The organism is Mesorhizobium sp. M0563, assembly GCF_040321065.1.
Taxonomy (GTDB): Bacteria; Pseudomonadota; Alphaproteobacteria; order Rhizobiales; family Rhizobiaceae; genus Mesorhizobium.
This window is the reverse complement of the sequence record NZ_JAMYQV010000025.1, coordinates 1-20,583: the sequence shown is the minus strand read 5'-3', so window position 1 is coordinate 20,583 and position 20,583 is coordinate 1. Positions and strand designations below refer to the sequence as shown.

The following is a 20,583-nucleotide window of genomic DNA, read 5'->3' as shown; positions in this document are numbered from 1 at the left end:
CGATGAGGCGTGTCGTCGTCACGGGCCTTGGGCTGCTTTCGCCGTTCGGCATGGGCTTCGAGCACAGCTGGAATGAGCTTCTGACCGGCCGCAGTGCAGCCAAGCGCATCACCGAATTCGAGGTGGAAGACCTTGCCTGCAAGGTCGCCCACGTCATTCCGCGCGGTGACGGCTCCAATGCCACTTTCAATCCTGAAGCCGTTCTCGAGCCGAAGGAACTGCGCAAGATCGGCGACTTCATCCTGTACGGGATCGCGGCCGCCGACGAGGCGCTCAAGGATTCCGGCTGGCAGCCGAAGACGCATGAGGAACAGTGCGCCACCGGCGTGCTGATCGGTTCCGGCATCGGCGGCATCGAAGGCATCGCCGAGAATGCGATGATCCTCAAGGAACGCGGTCCGCGCCGCATCAGCCCGTTCTTCATCCCCGGCCAAATCATCAACCTCGTGTCCGGCCAGGTCTCGATCCGGCATGGGCTGAAAGGCCCCAACCATGCCGTCGTCACCGCTTGCTCGACCGGTGCGCACGCCATCGGCGATGCCGCCCGGCTGATCATATGGGGCGATGCCGACGTTATGGTCGCAGGCGGCGCCGAAGCGCCGGTGACGAGGCTTTCGATCGCTGGGTTCGCGGCTTGCCGCGCGCTCTCCACCGACCGCAACGACGCGCCGCAAACGGCCTCGCGCCCCTATGATCGCGATCGCGACGGTTTCGTCATGGGCGAGGGCGCCGGTGTTGTCGTGCTCGAGGAGCTCGAACACGCCAAGGCCCGCGGCGCCAAGATCTATGCCGAGGTCACCGGCTACGGCCTGACCGGTGACGCCTATCACATCACCGCGCCAGCCGAGGACGGCGACGGCGCTTTCCGTTGCATGACGGCGGCGCTGAACCGGGCGAAGCTGACGCCCGCCGATGTCGACTACATCAACGCCCACGGCACCTCGACCATGGCCGATACGATCGAACTCGGCGCCGTCGAGCGGCTGGTCGGCAACGCCGCCTCGAAGATATCGATGTCGTCGACGAAATCGTCGATTGGCCACCTGCTGGGCGCGGCTGGTGCTGCCGAGGCGATCTTTTCGATCCTCGCCATTCGCGACAACATCGCGCCGCCGACCATCAATCTCGACAATCCGGAGCGCGAAACGGCGATTGACCTTGTGCCGCACAAGCCGCGAGCCCGGCAGATCGACGTGGCGCTGTCCAACTCCTTCGGCTTCGGTGGCACCAACGCCTCGCTCGTCTTCCAGCGCTACAATGGCTGACCGCTCCGCCGGTTTGCGTCTGCCGTCAATTTTGCCATATTCGCCCCTACTCTGCCCGAGGGGATTCGTCGCAAGATCAATTGGTAGGGCGCTATGAACACAAATCCGGCCGATAACGGGGAATTCGGGCAACGGGCAGCAACCCCCGGCCCGATCGTGCCGAAGACGGCCAGCGAGGCGTTGCGGCCCGAGGCCGGCACGCCGCCGCCGAAGCGCTCGCGTGCCTCGCGCAGCCAGTTCGTCGTGTTCATGAACTTCGTCATCTCTTCGGTGATGCTGATGGTTCTGGCGGCAGGCGTTGCGCTGTATTTCGGCAAGCAGGAATTCAACGAGCCGGGCCCGTCGGCCAATGGCGACACTTTCCTGGTCAAGCCGAATAGCGGCGTCCAGGAGATCGCCGACCAGCTTGAGCGGCGAGGGCTGATCAGCGACGCCCGCATCTTCCGCCTTGGCGTACGCGCCTTCGGCAATGATTCCGCCCTGAAGGCTGGCGAATACGAGATCAAGCCGCAGGCTTCGATGCACGATATCATGGAACTGCTGAAGAGCGGCAAGTCGGTGATGTATTCGCTGACCATCCCCGAGGGGCTGACGGTCGAGCAGGCACTGCAACGGATCGCTGAGCAGGACGCACTGGCCGGCGATATGCCGTCGACCACTCCACCCGAGGGCAGCCTCGCCACCGACACGCTGCGCTTCACCCGCGGCGCAACACGCCAGCAGATGGTCGACAAGCTTCTGGCCGACCAGAAAAGACTGGTCGACGAAGTCTGGCAGCGCCGAGCGCCGGATCTGCCGATCGCCAACATTGAGGATTTTGTCACCCTGGCCTCGATCGTCGAGAAGGAGACAGGTAAGGGCGATGAACGCTCGCGGGTAGCGGCCGTCTTCCTCAACCGGCTGGCCAAGGGTATGCGGCTGCAGTCGGACCCGACCATCATCTACGGCCTGTTCGGCGGCAAGGGCAAACCCATCGACCGCCCGATCTATCAGTCGGACATCCAGAAGCCGACGCCCTACAACACCTATCTGATCAACGGCTTGCCGCCGACGCCGATCGCCAATCCCGGCCGTGCGGCGCTGGAGGCAGTCGCCAATCCGTCGAAGACCAGCGATCTTTACTTCGTCGCCGACGGCAGCGGCGGCCACGTCTTTGCCGCGACGCTCGATGAGCATAACGAGAATGTCGCTCGCTACCGGGCACTGCTGAAAAAGCAGGCGCAGGACGCCGCCAAGGCCGGGGCAACCAATACCGGAGCCGACACGCCGGCGGGAGCCATCGTTGACGATGCGGGGGCTACCGCCGCCCAGTAGGGCCAGACGCCATCAGGTCGGCCCTGTGCATGTCCGGGTGGATGTGCAAGGGCTGCTATGGCATTGAAATTCACATGATCCTGTCCGGAGCAATCGTTCCGGCTTGAGGGGCATTCGGCAAGGGGACGCACGGCAACATGAACTTGCAGAGTATGACCGGTTTTGCGCGCAGTGTCGCCGAACACGAAGGCACTTCGATTGCCTGGGAAGCCAAGTCCGTCAACGGCAAGAGCGTCGAGGTCAGGCTGCGGCTGCCGCAAGGTTTCGACCGGCTGGAGCCGGCAGTCAGGCAGACGGTGCAAAAGCGTTTTGGGCGCGGTAATTTCCAGATGACGCTGACCATTGGCCGCGCCGCCGGCGCGCAAGCGCAACCCGTGGTCAACGAGGCTTTCCTGAAGGATCTGGCGGGGTTGGCCAAGCGGCTGCAGGAGCAGTTCGGAGTAGCGCCTGCGGCGGCCGACGGACTGCTTGCGCTGCGCGGCGTGCTCGACATTCCCGAAGCCATCGAAACCGAAGAGGCGCGCAGTGCGCTCGATACCGCGATATTGTCGGCGCTGGAAGCAGCACTGGACGGGCTGCAGCAGGCGCGCCAAGGCGAAGGTGCGGCGCTTCGTTCCCTGCTGTCCGGCCATATCGATGCCATCGAGGCGCTGACACTGCGGGCCGAGGCCGATCCATCACGCGAGCCGGCCACGATCCGCGAAAGGCTTGCAGAGCAGATCCGGCTGCTGATGGACGCATCAGCCAATCTGGATGCCAGCCGGCTGCATATGGAAGCGGCGTTCCTGGCCACCAAGGCCGACATACGCGAGGAGATCGACCGGCTGAAGACGCACGTGGCGTCGGGCCGGGCGCTGCTCGCCGGCGGTGGCGCCGTCGGCCGCAAGCTCGATTTCCTGGCGCAGGAATTCAACCGCGAATCGAATACGCTGTGTTCCAAGTCGAATGCTGCCGCGGTCACCGCCATCGGACTGGAACTGAAGGCGGTCGTCGACCAGTTTCGCGAACAGGTCCAGAATCTGGAATGATCCCGATGCCAAGCCACATGACTGCCAAGCCCCATGACCACTAGGGATGTGGGTTCCCGCATTCGGCGCCGCGGGCTGATGCTGGTGTTGTCGTCGCCCTCAGGCGCCGGCAAGTCGACGATCGCGCGCAACCTGCTGGAGAGCGATTCCAGCCTGGAATTGTCGGTCTCGGTCACCACGCGGCCACGCCGCGGCAGCGAGATCGAGGGTGTCCATTACCACTTCCGCACGATGCGCGAGTTCGAGCGGCTGCGCGATTCCGATGCGCTGCTCGAATGGGCGGAGGTGCACGGCAATTGCTACGCGACGCCGCGCGAGCCGGCCGAACAGGCGCTGGCAGAAGGCCGCGACATGCTGTTCGACATCGATTGGCAAGGCGCTCAGCAGCTCAAGGAGAAGATGCGCGCCGACATCGTCTCGATCTTCATCCTGCCGCCGTCGATGAAGGAATTGAAGGCGCGGCTGAAGCGTCGCGCCGAGGACCAGGAAGCGGTAATCGAGACGCGGCTCAAGAACGCCCGTAATGAGATCGAGCACTGGAAGGAATATGATTTCGTCATCGTCAACGACGATCTTGACCGCGCTTTCGCCGAGGTGCGCGGCATCGTCACGGCCGAACGGCTCAGACGCGATCGCCGGCCGGGCTTGTTCGATTTCGTCTCGGGGCTGCTCGATGAGAAGACGGATTGAGCACCTTTATCGTAAGCGTCCGGCCTGCGGCGTCTTTCGGGACGGTGGCGATCACACGAAGATAGTGTCCACTTGTCGGGATAATTGACATTTGCCGATGTTGGTTGACGAGAGAGACGCCCTCGTACCAGCGATCAACGTCGGCATAAAACGCGATAGAGAGTTGGCATGCCGATTGAATTATGGGGCTTTTGACACACCGAATGGCCGAAAGATCAGCGTCGCGCTCGAGGAGATGGGGCTGCCCTACACGGTGAAGGTGGTCGACATCACGAAGGGCGAACAGCATGCCTCTGGGTTTCTGCGTATTAGCCCCAACAATCGCATCCCCGCCATCGTCGATCCCGCCGGACCGGACGGTAGACCGATCAGCGTGTTCGAGTCGGGTGCCATCCTAATTTACCTAGGCCAGAAGACCGGCCACTTTTGGCCGTCCAGACTCAGCGCGCAAGTCCCTGTGTTGGAATGGCTGATGTGGCAGGTGGGTGGTTTCGGTCCGATGCCGGGCTAGGTGCACCACTTTCTTGGCGTGACCGACGACCAGGACCGCCGCTACGGACTGGCACGCTATAGCGCAGAGACCCGACGCCTGTACGGAGTCGCCGATCGGAGGCTGGCGGAGGTCGAGTATTTCTCGGGCGAGCTGTCGATCGCCGATTTTGCTATTCTCGGCTGGGCATGGCGGCACGAGCGGCATCAAGTCGATCTTGCCGAATTTCCGAATGTTGAGCGCTAGTATGGGACTATGATGGCACGGCCGGGGGTTCAACGCGGCTTTGCGGTATCGCTCTCCTGATGGAACGACACGAAGCTCGACGCTTCCGTGAATTCGCTCCTGTCTTCGACAATATTTTCGTCATATTGCGGCAGGTCGTCTGTAATGGTGAACCAAGGTGCCTTGGAGCCGACGAAAATGTGCGCGCTTGGGCGAATGTTTGGGTCGTCGACGAGGGTCCCCATAGCGATGTGGGCGAACGCGCCGTCACGAACAACCGCAAAAAGGAACGACCCGCATAGCTTGCATCGCTCGTCATGCCAGCTATTGCCGTCGACGATCTGGATTTTGTCCTCCCCACTCGTGATGCGCAATTTGACACGCTCTATGCCTGCGAGTGGCTTGAACGCTGCGCCGGTTGCGCGACGGCAGATCGAGCAATGGCAATTCACGGCAAATATGAACTCGTCCGTCACCTTATAGGTGACTGCACCGCACTGGCATGATCCACCTAGCGTGCGGGTGTTGGTCGGCTCCTGCAGCGTCACGACTGGCATTCCTCTGTGCGATCGAAGTTTGCCAGATAGCGCACTTTTATCGGACTTCAGGCGGGTAGTCGGGGCGACGCTTTGTCTGGGCGGGTGTCAAGTGTTCAATGATCTGTACAATGTCGGTCCGTCCGATCTGCGGATAGTGCTCTCGCATCCCCGTGACCTCTTGGGGCCATTCCGATTCTCTCCAAGGAACGTTGCCGCCTCGGACAGGCGCAGATCGGTGCAGCGCGTGACCCACACAATCGCGATCCTGCTGGCATCGCCGTCACAAACATAGCGCATATAGCCCGGCAAAATCGATATTTCGCGCCAGCGTATGGTGGATATTTTCTCGCCTGCCTCGATAAGTGGGAAAAGCCGAGCGACCACTCCAAGTTCCTGCATCACAGCCTCACACCGCATTCGTCAGCCGCACGAATTCCTCGACGCTGAGCGTCTCCGCACGCCTGGTCGGATCGATGCCGGCGCGGGTGAGCAGCGCCTCGCCGCCAAGGCTTTTCACGCTCTGCCGCAGCATTTTCCGGCGCTGGCCGAACGCCGCTTCGGTGACGCGGCTGAGCCGTTTCACCTCTGCCGGCAAGGGGCTGGCGCGTGGCACCAGATGCACAACCGAGGACGTCACCTTGGGTGGCGGCGTGAACGCCTGCGGCGGCACGTCGAAGGCAATCCTCGCCTCCGTCCGCCACCCTGCCAGCACGCCGAGCCGGCCATAGGCCTCGCTGCCGGGGCTGGCTGCAATGCGTTCGGCGACCTCGCGCTGGAACATCAGCGTCATCGATGTGTAGAAAGGCGGCCACTCGGTGACGGTCAGCCAACGGATCAGCAATTCGGTGCCGATATTGTAAGGCAGGTTGGCGACGATTTTCGCCGACCCGCTGCTTCCCGGCACTCCTTTGGCAAGCGCTGCAAAATCAGTTTTCAGCGCATCGCCGGCCACGATTTCGAGCCGACCCGGATAGTGGTTCGCGATCTCGGCCAAGGCCGCCAGGCAGCGCTCGTCGCGCTCGATCGCGACGACCCGCCGGGCGCCGTTGAGGAGCAGGGCCCTAGTCAGCCCGCCCGGACCGGGACCGACCTCGATAACCGTAACGTCGCTCAGGTCGCCGGCGGTCCGCGCAATCTTGCTTGTCAGGTTAAGGTCGAGCAGAAAATTCTGGCCGAGCGCCTTTTTCGCCTGCAGCCCATGGCGCTCGATCACCTCACGCAGCGGCGGCAGCCCGTCTATGCTCATCGGGCTGGGCTCATCGGGCTGGGCTCATTGGGTTAGGATCATCGGATTGGGCTCATTGGCCTGCAGTTTTTGTCCCAGTATCGGCAAGTAGGCGAGCGAGCTTCAGTGCGCCAATCAGACTGTCGGCGCGGGCGATGCCCTTGCCGGCGATGTCGAAGGCGGTGCCATGGTCGGGCGAGGTGCGGATGAAGGGCAGGCCAAGCGTGACGTTGACAGCCTCGTCAAACGCCAGCGCCTTGGCCGGGATCAGCGCCTGGTCGTGATACATGCAGAGCGCCACGTCGTAGCCGGCGCGGGCGCGAGCATGAAACAGCGTGTCGGCGGGCAATGGCCCGAAGGCGTCGATCCCTTCCTGCCTCAGCCTGTCGACCGCCGGGCGTACGATGCGCTCATCTTCGGTGCCCATCGCGCCGCCTTCGCCGGCGTGCGGGTTGAGGCCGGTAATGGCGAGCCGCGGCTTGGCAATTCCGAAGCGGTTTGCAAGGTCGGCGGCGGTGATGCGGCCGGTGGTGACGATCAGGTCGGTCGTCAGCGCCTTCGGCACCTCGGCCAGCGCGATGTGGATGGTGACCGGCACGGTGCGCAGGTCCGGTCCGGCAAGCAGCATCACCGGCGTCACCTCGGTACCGGTATGAAGCGATGCCAGATGCGCCAGATATTCGGTGTGGCCGGGAAAGCCAAAGCCGGCATCGTAGAGCGGCTTCTTGGCAATGGGGCAGGTGACGACCGCGGCAGCGCGGCCGGCCAGGCAGTCGGCGACGGCGCGGTCGATCGCCTCGACGATGCCGGCGGCGTTGGCTGGATCAGAGCGGCCGGGACTGTCGATGAAACGGGCGGCAAGCGCCACCACCGGCAGCGCGCGCGAAAACATCTCCGGCGCTAGCGCCGGCGTTGTCTCGGCCATCGCAATATCGGCGCCGAGCCTGTGCGCCCGCGCGGCAATCAGTGCCGGATCGGCAAGAAGATAGAAAGACGGAACGCCGGCGGTATCGCGGGCCTGCCAAGCGGCGATGGCGATGTCCGGCCCCACACCGGACGGATCGCCGACGCTCAGCGCCAGCGGAAGCTCTGCGTGAGGCACGGCTATCGCGACTTCAGCGCTCGATGATGCGGGCTTTCTTCCGCAACTCCTCGACATATTTCTTCGAGAGCTCGTCGGCGTTCTTGTCGCTCGAACCTTCATTCTGGAACACCATCTGCGCGACTTTGTCGTCTGACACCTCGCGCGACGAGCAGATGCCGATGAATTCGACGCCGCGGTCGGTTTCGCGCGTCGTGGTGGCGCCGCCAACCTTTGTAGCTTTTATCTGCTCGGCCCAGTCCAGCGGCAATTGCGGCGCCAGCACCCGGCCGAGATCGCGAACGGTGACATCCATCAGGCCCTTGGCGAATTCGCGCGTGGTGTTGCAGCCGTTGAAGCGGGCGCGCATGGCGTCGGCTTCGCGTTTGCGCTTGGCCAGCGTCGCGCTTCGCTCGGCGGCCGGCACCACGAAAATGACCTGCTGCAGCATGTACTCGGTGGCACTCGGTTTGCTACCGCCTTTCTCGAGCATGCGCTTGACGAGGTCCTGCTCGCTTATGGCGCCGCCGCCGTCGCTAGAACGGTGACGCGCGGTCAGCGCCTGGTTCCAGGCCATCTGCGCCCGGATAAACTCCTTGAAATGCTCCTTGGAGACGCCGGATTGCGCCATGGCGCCGTCAAGCTGCTTGAGCGGCATCTTGTTGCTCGTGGCGAAACGCTGATAAGCGGCATCGACCTGCGCGTCGCTGATGCGGATGCCGAGCCGCCTGGCTTCGGCCATGCGCAGCGTCTGGTCGATCATTTCCTGGCCGGCATCGCCCTTTTTGTGCTGCAGGCGGAGGAAAGCCGCGCGATGCTGGATGTCGCCGGTGGTGATCGGTATATTGTTGACGACGTATTTGATCTCGCTGGCGAAAACCGGCCGCGTCACTGCGGTGATCGAGACCGCCACCAGCAGCGCGAAGCCTGCCGAAAAGAGGTATTTCCTCATCGAAAGCATCCCAATTCCATCTCGATTCGGCCCAACCTGTCCCAGTTCAGGCCGCGGAAATTCGTGCCTGCTCTATGCGGCGAAACAATGTCGTCCGCCAGCCGCCCCGTTGCCGACTGCTGCTCCCCTTATTGGATGGTGTCGATGGAGCGTTGCGACGAGCCGAAATCGCCGAGCGTGCGGAACGACAGGTTGAAGCCGACGTTCTGCGATACTTCCTTGGTGTTCAGGTCACGTCTTTCCGAAAACGTCATCAAATAGGTAAAGCACGAATCGCTATAGGCAAAGCCGACCCCGTCCTTGACCAGGATGCTCTGCTCCAGATCATACGTGCCGGTGCCAAAGACGCGCCAATTCTCAGCAAGATGCGTCGAGGCGCCGAGCGTGATCTCATGGCGATCCGTGGAGAAGCCATAGAGCGGCTGCGCCTGGATGAAGGCGTATTTGGCGCTCAGCGATACGGGCAGGCCTGAAAAGGCGGCCTTTACCTCAGCGCGGCGGACCTCGAAGCTTTGCTCGTCGAAACGGCCGCTGACCGAGCCGGAAAATCCGCTGGGGCTATTGAAGCCGACAAGGCCGACATAGTCGGAGGTTGCGGTTTCAAGACCCGAATAGGCGCCGACATTGACCAGATCCGGCGTGCCGAACGAGTTCTGGCCGCCGAGTTGGTAGGATTGGCCGAACACCGCATTGGTGCTCCAGCCATTGTCGTACGCGCCGGAATAGCGCAGCCCGACATTGGCGCGCGTGCCGCCTTCCATGCGGTCATAGCCGGAGAATTTGTCGCGCTCGAACAGCGTCGTGGCGTCGAAGACGAAGCTCTGGGCGTCCTCGTTGGGGACCGCCAGCCCGCCGACATATTGCTCGTTCGGACGCATGAACACTTGCGCCATCGGTTCGAAGACATGGCTGGAACTGGTCATCGAGAACAGTACCGGCCAGCGCATCTCAAGGCCGGCGGTCGCCATGTAGCGGGCAAGCGACGAACGCATGTCGTCGTCAACGCCGAGATTGGTCGCCATCTGGTTGACGGCGTCGAGCGAGGCCGAGGAGGCGTTGACATAGCCGGCGTCGCCGCGCAGCGCCAGCAGCGGCGTCAGCAGCAGCCCGCCATCGGTGGTGAAGGTGCGCTTCCATTCGGCCTCAGCGGTAACGCGGCCGGATTGACCGTCGATGCCGCGGACGTTGTTGACGGACGAAGGGATGCCCGAATCTGCAAGAGCCGTATCGAGCCTGTCGCGGTCTATGATCCGCGCGTTGACGTCGAACGACAGCTGCCCGCCGGCCACCGGCATGTCGGGGATATAGGCGTAGTCGAGCGAGGGCAGCACCCAGGGCTGCTTGGCGGCGCGGGCGGTCGGATCGCTAGCGAGGGTGTCTTCTTGAACGTCGAAGTGCATGGCGCGCACATCGAAATAATTGCGATCGTTGAGCCCCGTCAGGTACACCTCGGAGCGGTGTACGCTATCGTTGAAGCCATCGATATCGTAGGTGCGCGAGAAACTCTTGTCGCTCTGCAGCAGGATGTCCCAGCCGAAGTCCCAGCGCGGGTTGATGGCGAACTGGCCTTGGGTGCCCATCATGCCGCGGAACCTGTTCGGATCGCCCTCGGTACCCGAACTGACGTTGTGGCCATTGTCGTCGATGAAGGCATCGGGATTCTCTTGACGGATGCCCGCAATCTTCAGGCTGTACTGACCGTTGTTGAAGCGCTGCCTCCACTCGGCCTCACCGAGGAAACCCTGTCTGGTATAGCCGCTGCCGGTGACAGTTAGATCGTAGGTCGGCGAGAGCGCGAAATAATAGGGAACTCTAACACCGACGCCGAGATCGCTCTTGTAGGCGACGCCGGGGATCAGGAAGCCGCTCTTGCGCTTGACCGTCGGGTCGGCGATCTCGAAAGCCGGCAGATAGGCCAGTGGAAAGCCGAAGAACTCGAAATTCGAATTCTCGAAGCGAACCGTCTTCTTCTCGCCGTTCCAGATGATCTTCCTGGCCTTGATACGCCAGGTCGGCGCTTTGTCGGGCTTGTCCTCGCACGGCTCGCAGGCGGTGTAGACGCCATTGTGGAACGTCGTCAGCACGCCGCCCATGCGCTCCGCGCTTTCGGCGGCGAAATACGCCTTGTCGACGGTCTCGACACGCAGCGCGTTGACGAAGCCTTCGGCGAAATCGTCGGTGATGTCGGCATGCTGCGAATAGATTTTGGTGCCGTCGCTGTTGACGAGCTCGACATTGCCGCTGGCGACGAGGCGTTTGGTGTTGCGGTTGTATTCGACCCGCTGGGCGACGAGACGGTTGCCGCCATAGTCGATCTGGACGCCGCCGACGGCCGTCACAGTCTGCTTGTCGTTGTCGTAGACCAGCGTATCGGCTGCCAGCAGCATCTGCGTGCCGCTCGGAACCTTCGTTGCCAGCTCACTGACGTCCTGGGCGAAAACCGGAGCAACCGGGGCAGCGCCGGCAAGCAGGCATGCCAAGGCGCTCGCCGCAGAGAGGCGTGCCAAACCGGCGTGCCTATGGCTGCGCAAAACCGCCTCCCTCACTAGCCGTCTTCCTTGTATAGCAGGAATGTCACCCCGAAGAACATAGCCACGACAACCGGGACCCAAGCCGCTACGGCAGTGGGTACGAATCCCGCTACGCCGAATGCCTTGACCAGCACCGAAACGACATAAAGCAGAAAGCCGGCCACGATGCCACCCAGAATCATCGTCGCCGACTGCCCCATCCTCGCAAATCGCATTGATACCGTTGCCGCAATCAGCGTCATCGCCACGAGCAGGAAGGGCAGCGCAATCAGGGAATCGAACTGCATGGCGAAGGCATTTGCCTTGAGGCCGAAGGAGCGGGCCACCTCGATCTTGCCGGGCAGATCGTAGAAGGGGATGGTCTCAGGGCGCGCCAACCGCTCTTGCACGAATTCCGGCTTGAGATCGGTCGGCAGCCGATCGCTGGGTAACGACTGGATGGTGCCGTCCCGGAACACCTTGACGTCCCGCAATTCCCAGTAGCCGTCCCGCAAAAAGGCGTGCGCGGCATCCTTGCGCTCGATGATGTCGCCTTGCGGGCTGAAACTGAAGAAGACCGCGTCGGCCATCTCCAGGCCTTGATTGAGAATGGCGCGCGCGCCGATGATGGTATCGCCGGAGCTGGTTTTCTGCCTGATCCAGGGCGCGGCGTCGGCCGAGACGGTGTTCGACTTGCCCGAACGGAGCTGGGTCTCGATCTGCTCGGACCAGGAATAGGCGTGCGCGGCTATCGGATTGATGACGCCAACCGACAAGGCCCCAAACAGCAGCGCCCCGATGCAGCACGGCAGCAGGAACTGCCATGCGGAAACCCCGGCGGAACGGGCGATGACCAATTCATATTTGCGGTTGAGCGACACCAGGGTCGCCATCGCCGAGAACAGGCCGACGAACGGCACCGTCTGCAGCATGATCATCGGCATCCGGAGCCCCGAAATGGCGAACGCAGTTGCGTAGGTGAAGCCCGGCACGCCGGTCGTGCGGCCGGAAAGCTCGGTGAAATCGATCAGGAACACCAGCGCCAAAAGGCCGATGAAGAACCAGATGGTGATCGTCACATAGCGAAAGAAGAAGTACCGACCCAGAGTCCAGCCCATCAGCCGGCTCCCTGTCCGGATGCGCCACGCCGGGCAAAGCGGAGCTTGACGGCGCTCCAGCCGTCTTTGAAGCGGCCGGCAAGATTGGTTATCCAATCGGCCCAAGCAACCGGCAGTTCCATCGTCCGGTTGGAAACGATGAACCAGATAGCGATCGCCGATGCCAGGATCGGGACGCCGTAGACCATATAGGCATATTGCGGCACCTTGTCGGCCTTGCCGGCGGCAAAGAACCCGAGCCAGCGCACGAACAGCGCGATCGCGATTGCCGTGATCAGCGGGTGCACGCGCGCCTCGCGATGCGAGCGCGCATCTCCGGCGACCGCAAGCGCGATCAGCGCAAAGACGAGCGAATAGGACCACTCGGAAAAACGCTGGTTGAGCTCGGCCAGGTACCTGTTCGGCTTTTGCTGGTACATCTTGTCGTTCGGACTGGGATTGAGCAGGTACTGGGTCGTCCGGTCCTTCGGCAAAAGCAGAATGTCAGATGACGCCGACAAGAAAGCGGACAAGTCGAAGGCGTAGGAGGTGAACCGGATTACCGAGAGGTCGCCGGTCATGGTTTTGCGATGGATGACGCCGTCATTCATCATCAGCACCTTCTCGTCGCCGCGTTCGATGATGCTGCCGGTCTTGGCATAATAGATGAGATTGACGCCTTCTTCGCGCGAGTCGGCGACGAAGATGCCGCCGAGGCGATTGTCGGGAAGCCGTTCGCCAACCTGCAGGAACAGGCCATCATCGATCTTGCGGAAGGTGCCTTCCTGGATGATCAACGACAACAGATCGGCACGCGACGAAGCAATCAACTCGCGGTTCTTCTGGCGTGCGTAAGGGTCGACGCCATTGTCGACAGCAAACGAAAAAACGCTGGCTGCGAGTGCCAGAAGCATGATCGGCCTGACGATGGTCCAGCGTGAAGCGCCGGCGGCATTGATGACGGCCAGCTCCGAATCCGAATTCATCACGCTGAGGATCTGCGCGACCGCGACGACTAGGGCGAACGGCACGACGATCGGAACGATCGACGGGACGATCAGCGCTGCGACTTCGAAGAAGGTGAGGGCCGACTGACCGCTATCGGTGACGAGGTCGATGCGGGCGAGCACCTGAGTCGTCCAGACGATCGCCAGCGTCCAAACGAGCGCCAGCGCGAATACCGCGAAAGCACGGCGCATGATGTAACGTTCAACGACCTTCATGAAGGCTTTTCTCGGCGGTTTCGAACGGCATCATGCCTTGGAATAAGGTAGTCGTCCGGCGCCGGCTGCACAACTGGCTCAGTTTGGCGGTTCGATCTGGGTTCTGTCCCGTATCGCAAATTCCGCTGGGCCGGAGTGTCGGCGGCAATGGATAAGAAAGGGCGAACATTGTTGGTTAACAACAGGTTGCGGCGGGAAGCGGGGCCGTGCCGCGACGAATCGTGGATGGTTCAATGTCGCATATGGGAGCGATTTCGGCCAAAGTCTTGTCAAATGCGGCAAAACGACCAAATGTCGCGCCGATCGCCGCCGCGGCGGCGTGATAAGACGGGTCAGGATCTGTTGAGCCCCAGCATGGAAGCGGAAAAATTGCGCAGTCAAACCGGTTGGGAAGCGGTCTTTGATGGCGCGATTGTGATCGGCGCCGGCGCGGCCGGCCTTGCCGCCGCCCACGCCCTGATGAAGGCCGGCGTACCGACGCTCGTCCTGGAAAAGGAGAGCCGGCTTGCCGAGCCCTGGCATCGGCGGCACCAACGTCTGCACCTCAACACGCATCGCGATCTCTCGACGCTGCCCGGCATCGGCTATCCCGCAGGCACCCCGGCCTTCCCGCACAGAACCGCCGTCATTCGCCATCTGAACGATTTCAGCCAAGTGCACCGGCTGCCTGTCACATTCGGCGTTGCCGTCGAAGAGATCACGTTCGATGGCGATCACTGGACCGTACAGACCAATTCCGGATCCCGTCCGGCGCGCCATGTCGTCGTCGCCACCGGGCGCGACCGGCAGCCGTTTATTCCCGCATGGAAAGGCATGAAGGATTTTGCCGGCCGGATCGTCCATTCGGCAGATTTTGGCGAGGCGAAAGACTATGCCGGCAAAAAGGTGCTGGTGGTCGGTGCAGGCAATTCGGGTTTCGACGTCCTCAATCATCTTGCGGATGCAGACGCCGAAAGCATCTGGCTGTCGGCCCGCAATGGTCCGTCATTGCTGCCGAAACGCATCTGCAAGATCGCCGTCCACAGGCTTTCGCCTTTCATGGCGCGCTTGCCGGTACGGATTGCCGATGCGGTGATGGCGACAACCCAGCGCCTGGTTTTCGGCGACCTGACGAAATTCGGGCTTCCGCCGGCCTCCATAGGAGGTGCGAGCCGTCTGAGCGCCGACTACACCGCGATCGCAGCCGATGACGGCGCGGTTCGCGCCATCAAGGCAGGCATGATCGTGGTGGTGCCGCCATTGCGAGAATTTACTCGCGACGGCATCATATTGAACGACGGCAGGTTTATCACGCCCGATATCGTCATCTCAGCGACCGGCTACCGGACCGGGCTGGAGCAGATGGTCGGCAAGCTCGGCGTTCTCGACGGCAAGGGCGTTCCGCTTTTCAACGGCGGCGAAGCCGACCCGCGATTGCCCGGTCTGTGGTTTACCGGCATGCGGCCGAGCATTCGCGGTTGTTTCGCCAATGCCCGCATTCAGGCTAGGGCGATAGCGGCGCGGATTGTCAAGCAGCGATAATGAGCAGGACTATGCCGACTGTGCGCCCCGCAATAGATACGCCTTGTTGGAACGTTCTCGAACCGAAAGGTCAATGATCATGACGCCAGTCAGCATTCGCTACATGGTCGATGATGTCGCCGCCTCGATCGACTTTTATTGCGGACATCTGGGCTTCACCGTCCAACAGGACGCGCGACCGGCTTTTGCCTCCGTCACGCGCGGCGCGTTACGGCTCCTTCTAAGCGGACCCGGCAGTTCGGGTGCACGGGCGATGCCCGACGGCCGGCAGCCGGTGCCGGGAGGCTGGAACCGCATCCTGCTGGTGGTGCCGGACCTGAAAGAAGAGGTTGCGCGTCTCAAGAGTGCTGGACTTGTCTTTCGCAACGATATCATAACGGGCGTCGGCGGTTCCCAGACCCTGCTCGAAGACCCATCCGGCAATGTCATCGAGCTGTTTCAACCCGCCGCTCACTGACGCAACAACACGGCATCTTAGGTCCGATCTGCCCAATCGAACGCCTCTCCCGACAATCCAACGCATTTCCCCGAAAGCAGGACATGATGAATTCGAGACCCTCGATCGCCTTCGCCAAATTCGCCGCGCCCAAAAAGGGCAGCGTTTTCGTTCTGGCGGCCGACGAGGGCGGCCTCGGTGATGCCGTCAGGGCCTGCGATCCGGCAAAGACCCTCGAGCGGGCCTTTCCCGTCGCCGACTTCACCGGCAAATTCGCCAGCCAGGTCGAAGTGCTGGCACCGGAAGGGACGTCGCTCGAGCGGCTGGTGGCGGTCGGCGCCGGCAAGGGCTCCAATCTCGATGACTACGCCTGGCTGAAGCTCGGCGGCACGATTGCCGCATCCTTTCGCAAGGCAACCGAAGTGGCCGTCGTGCTCGATCTTCCCGGCGCCGCCGTCAGCGGCAGGCAAGCCGTTCAGCTTGCCGCGGGCATCCTGCTGCGCAGCTATTCCTTCGACAAGTACAAGACCAAAAAGGACAATGGTGACGGCAAGCGTGAGCCAAAAAAGCCGGTAAAGGTGACCATTCACACGGCCGATCCGGCGGCCGCAAAGAAGGCCTTTGCCGATGAAGCGGCGGTGATCGACGGCGTCTTGCTGGCGCGCGATTTGGTCAATGAACCGGCCAATGTGTTGGGACCGGTGGAATTCGCCGCCCGCATCGCCCAACTGGAGGCGCTCGGCGTCACGGTCGAGATCCTGGCCGAGAAGGAGATGAAGAAGCTCGGCATGGGTTCGCTGCTGGGCGTAGCGCAGGGCTCGCCGCGTGGCGCCCGCATCGCCGTCATGCGGTGGGACGGCGGCAAGGCCAAGGAAAGCCCGGTCGCCTTCGTCGGCAAGGGAGTCACCTTCGACACCGGCGGCAATTCGATCAAACCGGCCTCCGGTATGGAGGACATGAAGGGCGACATGGGCGGCGCTGCTGCCGTCACCGGGCTGATGCACGCGCTGGCCGCGCGCAAGGCGAAGGTCAATGTCGTGGGCATTGTCGGGCTGGTCGAAAACGCCGTCGACGGCCACGCTCAACGACCGGGCGACATCGTCACCTCGATGTCTGGCCAGACCATCGAAGTGCTCAACACCGACGCCGAGGGCCGCCTCGTGCTGGCCGATGCGCTGTGGTACTGCAACGACCGCTTCCAGCCGAAATTCATGATCAATCTGGCGACGCTGACCGGCGCCATCATGGTCGCGCTCGGCCAGCATTATGCCGGCCTGTTCTCTAATAATGACGAGCTGGCGGACCGGCTGACGGCGGCCGGTCAGGCGACGCAGGAGCGGTTGTGGCGCATGCCGCTCGGCGCCGAATACGACAAGCTGATCGAGTCCAAGAATGCCGACATGAAGAATATTGGCGGCCGTTATGGCGGCGCCATCATCGCCGCGCAGTTCCTGCAGCGCTTCGTCAAGGACACGCCCTGGGCGCATCTCGACATTGCCGGCACCGCGATGGGCTCGCCCTCCAACGAGATCAACCAGTCATGGGCTTCCGGATTCGGCGTCAGATTGCTCGACCGATTGGTGCGCGATCATTACGAGCAATGAGCGGCGCGCTAAATGATTTAGACTGAAGTCATGGCCGAAATCCTGTTCTATCACCTGACCGAATCGACCCTGGAGGACGCGCTGCCCGGCCTCCTGGAGCGCAGCATCGATCGCGGCTGGCGCGCCGTGGTGCAGACCGGCACCGAGGAACGGCGCGACGCGCTGGACCAGCATCTGTGGACTTTCCGGGACGATTCGTTCCTGGCCCATGCAACGGACCGCGAAGCCCATCCCGCCGAGCAGCCGGTGCTTCTGACCGTCGGACCTGACAATCCGAACCAGGCGCAGATACGCTTCCTGGTCGATGGCGCGGTGCCGCCGGAGCTTGGCGGCTACCAGCGCGCCGTGTTCCTGTTCGACGGCCACGATGCAGCCCAGCTAGAGGCGGCACGCACGCACTGGAAGACAATGAAGGAGGCCGGCCACACCGTGACCTACTGGCAGCAAACACCGGACCGGCGCTGGGAACGCAAGGCTTAGAAGACCTGAGCAAGCCCGATGCCGCCTGATGATCAAACACCAAGCATATCGATAGATGCCGCACTTGTTCGCCGCTTGATTGCCGCGCAGTTCCCTGAATGGGCGGACCTGCCGGTAGAGCCGGTCGAGCCTGGCGGCTGGGACAACCGCACCTTCCGGCTGGGCGATCGAATGTCGGTGCGGCTGCCCAGCGCTGCCGCCTATGTTGCCCAGGTCGAGAAGGAGCATCGCTGGCTGCCTCGCCTCGCGCCTCACTTGCCTCTGCCGATACCGGTGCCACTGGCCAGAGGCGCGCCCGGTGAAGGCTATCCATGGCCTTGGTCCGTCTATCGCTGGCTTCGCGGTCGGCCGGCGGCTGGTGGGCTGATTGCCGATCTCAATGAATTCGCTCGTTCGCTGGCCGGCTTTCTGGTTGCGCTCTACCGGATCGACGCCGCTGGCGGACCACCGGCAGGTCAGCATAATTTCCACCGCGGTGGCCAGCTTTCAGTCTACGACGCCCAGACCCGAGCCGCGCTTTCGGCGCTCGGCGGCCGCATCGACAAGGCAACCGCCGAGGCGGTGTGGGCGACCGCGCTCGGCTCGCGATGGCAAGGGCCGCCGGTCTGGGTCCATGGCGACGTTGCCTCAGGCAATCTGCTCGTCCAAGATGGCAAGCTCTGCGCGGTCGTCGATTTCGGCAGTTCGGCTATCGGCGATCCTGCCTGTGACCTGGTGATCGCATGGACGGAATTTTACGGCGAGAGCCGCCAGGCGTTCCGCGACGCCATTTCCCTTGACGAGCACAGCTGGGCGCGCGCTCGGGGCTGGGCGCTCTGGAAGGCGCTGATCGTCGCTTCGGGACATGACGGCAACCAGCGCGAGGCGGAAAAATCGTGGCGGGTTATCAATGAGGTGCTGGCGGATCACACAAACAGTTAGAGCGGGATGGAGAATTCAGTTTGAACGCATCCCGCTCCAAAAACGAAAGCATTACTGACCGCCCGTCTCCCTCCTGAACGTATCGAAATCGACCTGCATGCCGTTGAAGATCGAAATCGACCTGCATGCCGTTGAAGATAGAGCTCCAAGCGCCCATGGTCGACTGGATGTCCTTGATGGTTGCGTCATAGTCGTCGGCACGGGCCGGTGCGGAGGCCAGCGTCAGGGTCAGCGCGTGGACCGTGGAGGCGAGCAAGGATGCATGATGAAGCGAAGAGGGCGTGGAATGAAAACGATATGGAAGCTGTTCATGGCGTTCTCCTCTGGTTTTGGTTGGCCTTACGATGTAAGGTAATGTCGAAAATTAACCTTACAGCGTAAGTTGTCAAGCGGCACCATGGACATATCAGTCAAAAAAAAGCGAACGCGCGGCCGGCTGTCTCGCGAGATGATCGAGGATGCGGCTTTCGAGGTAATCGAGAGGGAGGGGCTTTCCGGCTTTTCGATGCGCAAGCTGGCGGCAGAACTCGGCTGCGAAGCGATGAGCATCTACCATCATTTCCCCTCCCAGGCGCATCTTTACGAGGCACTGGTCGATCGACAGATCAGCTCGATCAAGATTCCTGACGACGGCATGCGTTGGCGCCAGCGGATCCACGTCGCCGTGAAGGAATACCGCCGGGTCGCCACCGAACATCCGGCCTTTGCGCCGTTCATTGTGGTCTACCGCATGAATTCGCCGGCATGTCTCGCCAAGCTGAACGACGTGATCGGCCTGTTCGAAGCCGGCGGTTTCGGTTTGGAACTCAGCGCCCGGTTGTTCCGAGCCACGAGCTACTATCTGATGGGCGCGATCCTTGACGAGACGGCCGGCTACGCCAAAGGGCCTTCGGCGGTCACCACGGTGAGCGATGAAGCGCTAGCGCGGGATTTCCCCGGCGTCATGGCTGCCGGGGCATATTTCGGCACAGCCGGTTTTGACAAGACCTTCGATATAGGCCTCGACATGTTGCTGGACGAGATGGAGCGTATCCGCGACGGTGCCAATGCGAGGTAGTTGCATCAACGGGGCATTGTCCGCATGCGCTTTTTGTTTCTTCTGATCCTGCTCATCGGTACCGGCATCGGCGTCGTCTATCCCTGGGCGATGACCAATTTCTCCGGCCGTGAGATCGGCACCTGGCGGGTTTACGACCAGGGCCGGTTCAAGCCGGTGACGGTGGCCCTGAGCGCACGCGACGGGCCGCTACGCGTGCTGGTCGATCTCACTGCAAGAGCCGAGCGCATCGTCTCGCAGCAGCGCACCGTGCTGACCCTGACCGCCGCCACCGGCGGCAGGACGGTGCTCGCCTCGACGCTGCAGTTCAATCACTCCGACAATCCGCGCCAGGTCAGCCCACAGCTGCCGGACAGGATCTTTCGCGACGAGGCCGGCCTGATCCCGAGCGTTACCCCCGGTTCCTACATCTTCACCGTCGGTCCGGGCGACGCCGAGGGCATTCCGATGCGGGCCGTCGACCTCGTCCTGCGCTCGGCTGCCGGCGAGGTCGACCGCCGGGCGCGGCCGGTCGGTTTTTCCCTGATGGCGGCCGGCCTGGCCGGGCTGGCGCTGGCATTCCGTTTCGGCGGCCGCCGGCCGGAAAATCCGAACTCGCAGCCGCCACCGCCGCGCTGGGGCAGGGGCTCCAATTGAACTATCGCCACGCCTACCATGCCGGGAACTTCGCCGACGTCGTCAAGCATGCCGTGCTCAGCCGGCTGATCGAATATCTGAAGCAGAAGGACAAGGCGTTTCGGGTCATCGACACCCATGCCGGCATCGGCCGCTACGATCTGTCCTCAACCGAAGCGCAAAAGACGGGCGAATGGCAGGGGGGGCAACGCCGGGGGGGCCCAGGCCCCCCCCGCCCCCCCCCGGGGGCGTGTGGGGGCCCCCATAATTGGGGCGGGCGGTGGCTGCAAACCCCCGCGCGGGGGGGAAA

The 20,583-nt window shown here is 62.7% G+C and carries 19 protein-coding genes and 1 pseudogene; 13 read left to right on the top strand and 7 right to left on the bottom strand.

The window, feature by feature from the left end:
* Positions 1–2 precede the first annotated feature (2 nt).
* The 5 genes and pseudogenes from fabF to NKI50_RS25785 all read left to right on the top strand — a co-directional run bounded on the left by fabF (position 3) and on the right by NKI50_RS25785 (position 5,033).
* The gene (gene fabF, locus NKI50_RS25805) at positions 3–1,265 is read left to right on the top strand and encodes a beta-ketoacyl-ACP synthase II (RefSeq protein WP_023719825.1); all 1,263 of its coding nucleotides are present in this window, start codon (positions 3–5) and stop codon (positions 1,263–1,265) included.
* A gap of 93 nt (positions 1,266–1,358) precedes the next feature.
* Complete coding sequence (mltG, locus tag NKI50_RS25800; protein ID WP_023719824.1) at positions 1,359–2,579, top strand: endolytic transglycosylase MltG; 1,221 nt, start codon at positions 1,359–1,361, stop codon at positions 2,577–2,579.
* A gap of 137 nt (positions 2,580–2,716) precedes the next feature.
* A complete protein-coding gene (locus NKI50_RS25795; protein WP_023719823.1) occupies positions 2,717–3,607 on the top strand; it encodes a YicC/YloC family endoribonuclease in 891 nt (296 codons plus the stop codon).
* A 33-nt stretch (positions 3,608–3,640) separates the two neighbouring features.
* Positions 3,641–4,297, top strand: a complete 657-nt coding sequence (gmk, locus tag NKI50_RS25790; RefSeq protein ID WP_023719822.1) for a guanylate kinase — start codon at positions 3,641–3,643, stop codon at positions 4,295–4,297.
* A gap of 175 nt (positions 4,298–4,472) precedes the next feature.
* Positions 4,473–5,033 (top strand): annotated as a pseudogene (locus NKI50_RS25785) (glutathione S-transferase family protein).
* A 29-nt stretch (positions 5,034–5,062) separates the two neighbouring features.
* On the opposite strand, the gene NKI50_RS25780 reads toward NKI50_RS25785, so the two are convergent.
* The 7 genes from NKI50_RS25780 to lptF all read right to left on the bottom strand — a co-directional run bounded on the left by NKI50_RS25780 (position 5,063) and on the right by lptF (position 13,639).
* Complete coding sequence (locus NKI50_RS25780) at positions 5,063–5,560, bottom strand: GFA family protein (RefSeq protein WP_348633227.1); 498 nt, start codon at positions 5,558–5,560, stop codon at positions 5,063–5,065.
* A gap of 397 nt (positions 5,561–5,957) precedes the next feature.
* Positions 5,958–6,797 (bottom strand): 16S rRNA (adenine(1518)-N(6)/adenine(1519)-N(6))-dimethyltransferase RsmA, encoded by an 840-nt coding sequence (gene rsmA, locus NKI50_RS25775; protein ID WP_023719819.1) that lies wholly within the window; start codon positions 6,795–6,797, stop codon positions 5,958–5,960.
* Between the two features lie 52 nt (positions 6,798–6,849).
* The gene (gene pdxA / locus NKI50_RS25770; protein WP_023719818.1) at positions 6,850–7,878 is read right to left on the bottom strand and encodes a 4-hydroxythreonine-4-phosphate dehydrogenase PdxA; all 1,029 of its coding nucleotides are present in this window, start codon (positions 7,876–7,878) and stop codon (positions 6,850–6,852) included.
* Between the two features lie 13 nt (positions 7,879–7,891).
* The gene (locus NKI50_RS25765) at positions 7,892–8,818 is read right to left on the bottom strand and encodes a peptidylprolyl isomerase (RefSeq protein ID WP_023719817.1); all 927 of its coding nucleotides are present in this window, start codon (positions 8,816–8,818) and stop codon (positions 7,892–7,894) included.
* A gap of 119 nt (positions 8,819–8,937) precedes the next feature.
* Positions 8,938–11,355 (bottom strand): LPS-assembly protein LptD, encoded by a 2,418-nt coding sequence (locus NKI50_RS25760; protein ID WP_023719816.1) that lies wholly within the window; start codon positions 11,353–11,355, stop codon positions 8,938–8,940.
* Positions 11,355–12,440, bottom strand: a complete 1,086-nt coding sequence (lptG, locus tag NKI50_RS25755; protein ID WP_023719815.1) for an LPS export ABC transporter permease LptG — start codon at positions 12,438–12,440, stop codon at positions 11,355–11,357. Before lptG ends, NKI50_RS25760 begins: the two co-directional genes overlap by 1 nt.
* Positions 12,437–13,639, bottom strand: coding sequence for an LPS export ABC transporter permease LptF (gene lptF / locus NKI50_RS25750; protein ID WP_352639502.1), 1,203 nt, complete (start codon positions 13,637–13,639; stop codon positions 12,437–12,439). Before lptF ends, lptG begins: the two co-directional genes overlap by 4 nt.
* A gap of 354 nt (positions 13,640–13,993) precedes the next feature.
* Here lptF and NKI50_RS25745 point away from each other — a divergent pair, with 354 nt between their 5' ends.
* The 8 genes from NKI50_RS25745 to rlmJ form a co-directional block, all read left to right on the top strand.
* Entirely contained in the window at positions 13,994–15,160 is a 1,167-nt protein-coding gene (locus NKI50_RS25745) for a flavin-containing monooxygenase (RefSeq protein ID WP_023719813.1), read from the top strand.
* Between the two features lie 73 nt (positions 15,161–15,233).
* Positions 15,234–15,617, top strand: coding sequence for a VOC family protein (locus tag NKI50_RS25740; protein WP_031194238.1), 384 nt, complete (start codon positions 15,234–15,236; stop codon positions 15,615–15,617).
* 86 nt (positions 15,618–15,703) lie between these two features.
* Positions 15,704–17,200 carry a leucyl aminopeptidase gene (locus tag NKI50_RS25735; RefSeq protein ID WP_023719811.1) on the top strand — a complete coding sequence of 499 codons (1,497 nt, stop codon included), beginning with the start codon at positions 15,704–15,706 and terminating at the stop codon, positions 17,198–17,200.
* Between the two features lie 30 nt (positions 17,201–17,230).
* A complete protein-coding gene (locus NKI50_RS25730; protein ID WP_023719810.1) occupies positions 17,231–17,680 on the top strand; it encodes a DNA polymerase III subunit chi in 450 nt (149 codons plus the stop codon).
* Positions 17,681–17,698: 18 nt separating this feature from the next.
* Entirely contained in the window at positions 17,699–18,601 is a 903-nt protein-coding gene (locus tag NKI50_RS25725) for an aminoglycoside phosphotransferase family protein (protein ID WP_031194236.1), read from the top strand.
* Positions 18,602–18,998: 397 nt separating this feature from the next.
* On the top strand, positions 18,999–19,658 hold the full coding sequence (locus NKI50_RS25720; protein WP_352548988.1) for a TetR/AcrR family transcriptional regulator: 660 nt from the start codon (positions 18,999–19,001) through the stop codon (positions 19,656–19,658).
* A gap of 24 nt (positions 19,659–19,682) precedes the next feature.
* Positions 19,683–20,294: a hypothetical protein gene (locus tag NKI50_RS25715; protein ID WP_023719807.1), complete on the top strand. Its 612-nt coding sequence runs from the start codon at positions 19,683–19,685 to the stop codon at positions 20,292–20,294.
* The coding region (gene rlmJ, locus NKI50_RS25710) for a 23S rRNA (adenine(2030)-N(6))-methyltransferase RlmJ (RefSeq protein ID WP_352718002.1) at positions 20,291–20,583 on the top strand (293 nt) is incomplete at its 3' end. The genes NKI50_RS25715 and rlmJ, both read left to right, overlap by 4 nt.

What these genes read in the sequence shown, in the direction of transcription:
- fabF (WP_023719825.1), top strand. Translation starts at nt 3, where the DNA reads ATGAGGCGTGTCGTCGTCACGGGCCTTGGGCTGCTTTCGCCGTTCGGC.
- NKI50_RS25795 (WP_023719823.1), top strand. Translation starts at nt 2,717, where the DNA reads ATGAACTTGCAGAGTATGACCGGTTTTGCGCGCAGTGTCGCCGAACAC.
- rsmA (WP_023719819.1), bottom strand. Translation starts at nt 6,797, where the DNA reads ATGAGCATAGACGGGCTGCCGCCGCTGCGTGAGGTGATCGAGCGCCAT.
- NKI50_RS25745 (WP_023719813.1), top strand. Translation starts at nt 13,994, where the DNA reads ATGGAAGCGGAAAAATTGCGCAGTCAAACCGGTTGGGAAGCGGTCTTT.
- NKI50_RS25720 (WP_352548988.1), top strand. Translation starts at nt 18,999, where the DNA reads ATGGACATATCAGTCAAAAAAAAGCGAACGCGCGGCCGGCTGTCTCGC.
- NKI50_RS25740 (WP_031194238.1), top strand. Translation starts at nt 15,234, where the DNA reads ATGATCATGACGCCAGTCAGCATTCGCTACATGGTCGATGATGTCGCC.
- mltG (WP_023719824.1), top strand. Translation starts at nt 1,359, where the DNA reads ATGAACACAAATCCGGCCGATAACGGGGAATTCGGGCAACGGGCAGCA.
- NKI50_RS25715 (WP_023719807.1), top strand. Translation starts at nt 19,683, where the DNA reads ATGCGCTTTTTGTTTCTTCTGATCCTGCTCATCGGTACCGGCATCGGC.
- gmk (WP_023719822.1), top strand. Translation starts at nt 3,641, where the DNA reads ATGACCACTAGGGATGTGGGTTCCCGCATTCGGCGCCGCGGGCTGATG.
- lptF (WP_352639502.1), bottom strand. Translation starts at nt 13,639, where the DNA reads ATGAAGGTCGTTGAACGTTACATCATGCGCCGTGCTTTCGCGGTATTC.
- NKI50_RS25725 (WP_031194236.1), top strand. Translation starts at nt 17,699, where the DNA reads ATGCCGCCTGATGATCAAACACCAAGCATATCGATAGATGCCGCACTT.
- NKI50_RS25735 (WP_023719811.1), top strand. Translation starts at nt 15,704, where the DNA reads ATGAATTCGAGACCCTCGATCGCCTTCGCCAAATTCGCCGCGCCCAAA.
- NKI50_RS25730 (WP_023719810.1), top strand. Translation starts at nt 17,231, where the DNA reads ATGGCCGAAATCCTGTTCTATCACCTGACCGAATCGACCCTGGAGGAC.
- NKI50_RS25765 (WP_023719817.1), bottom strand. Translation starts at nt 8,818, where the DNA reads ATGCTTTCGATGAGGAAATACCTCTTTTCGGCAGGCTTCGCGCTGCTG.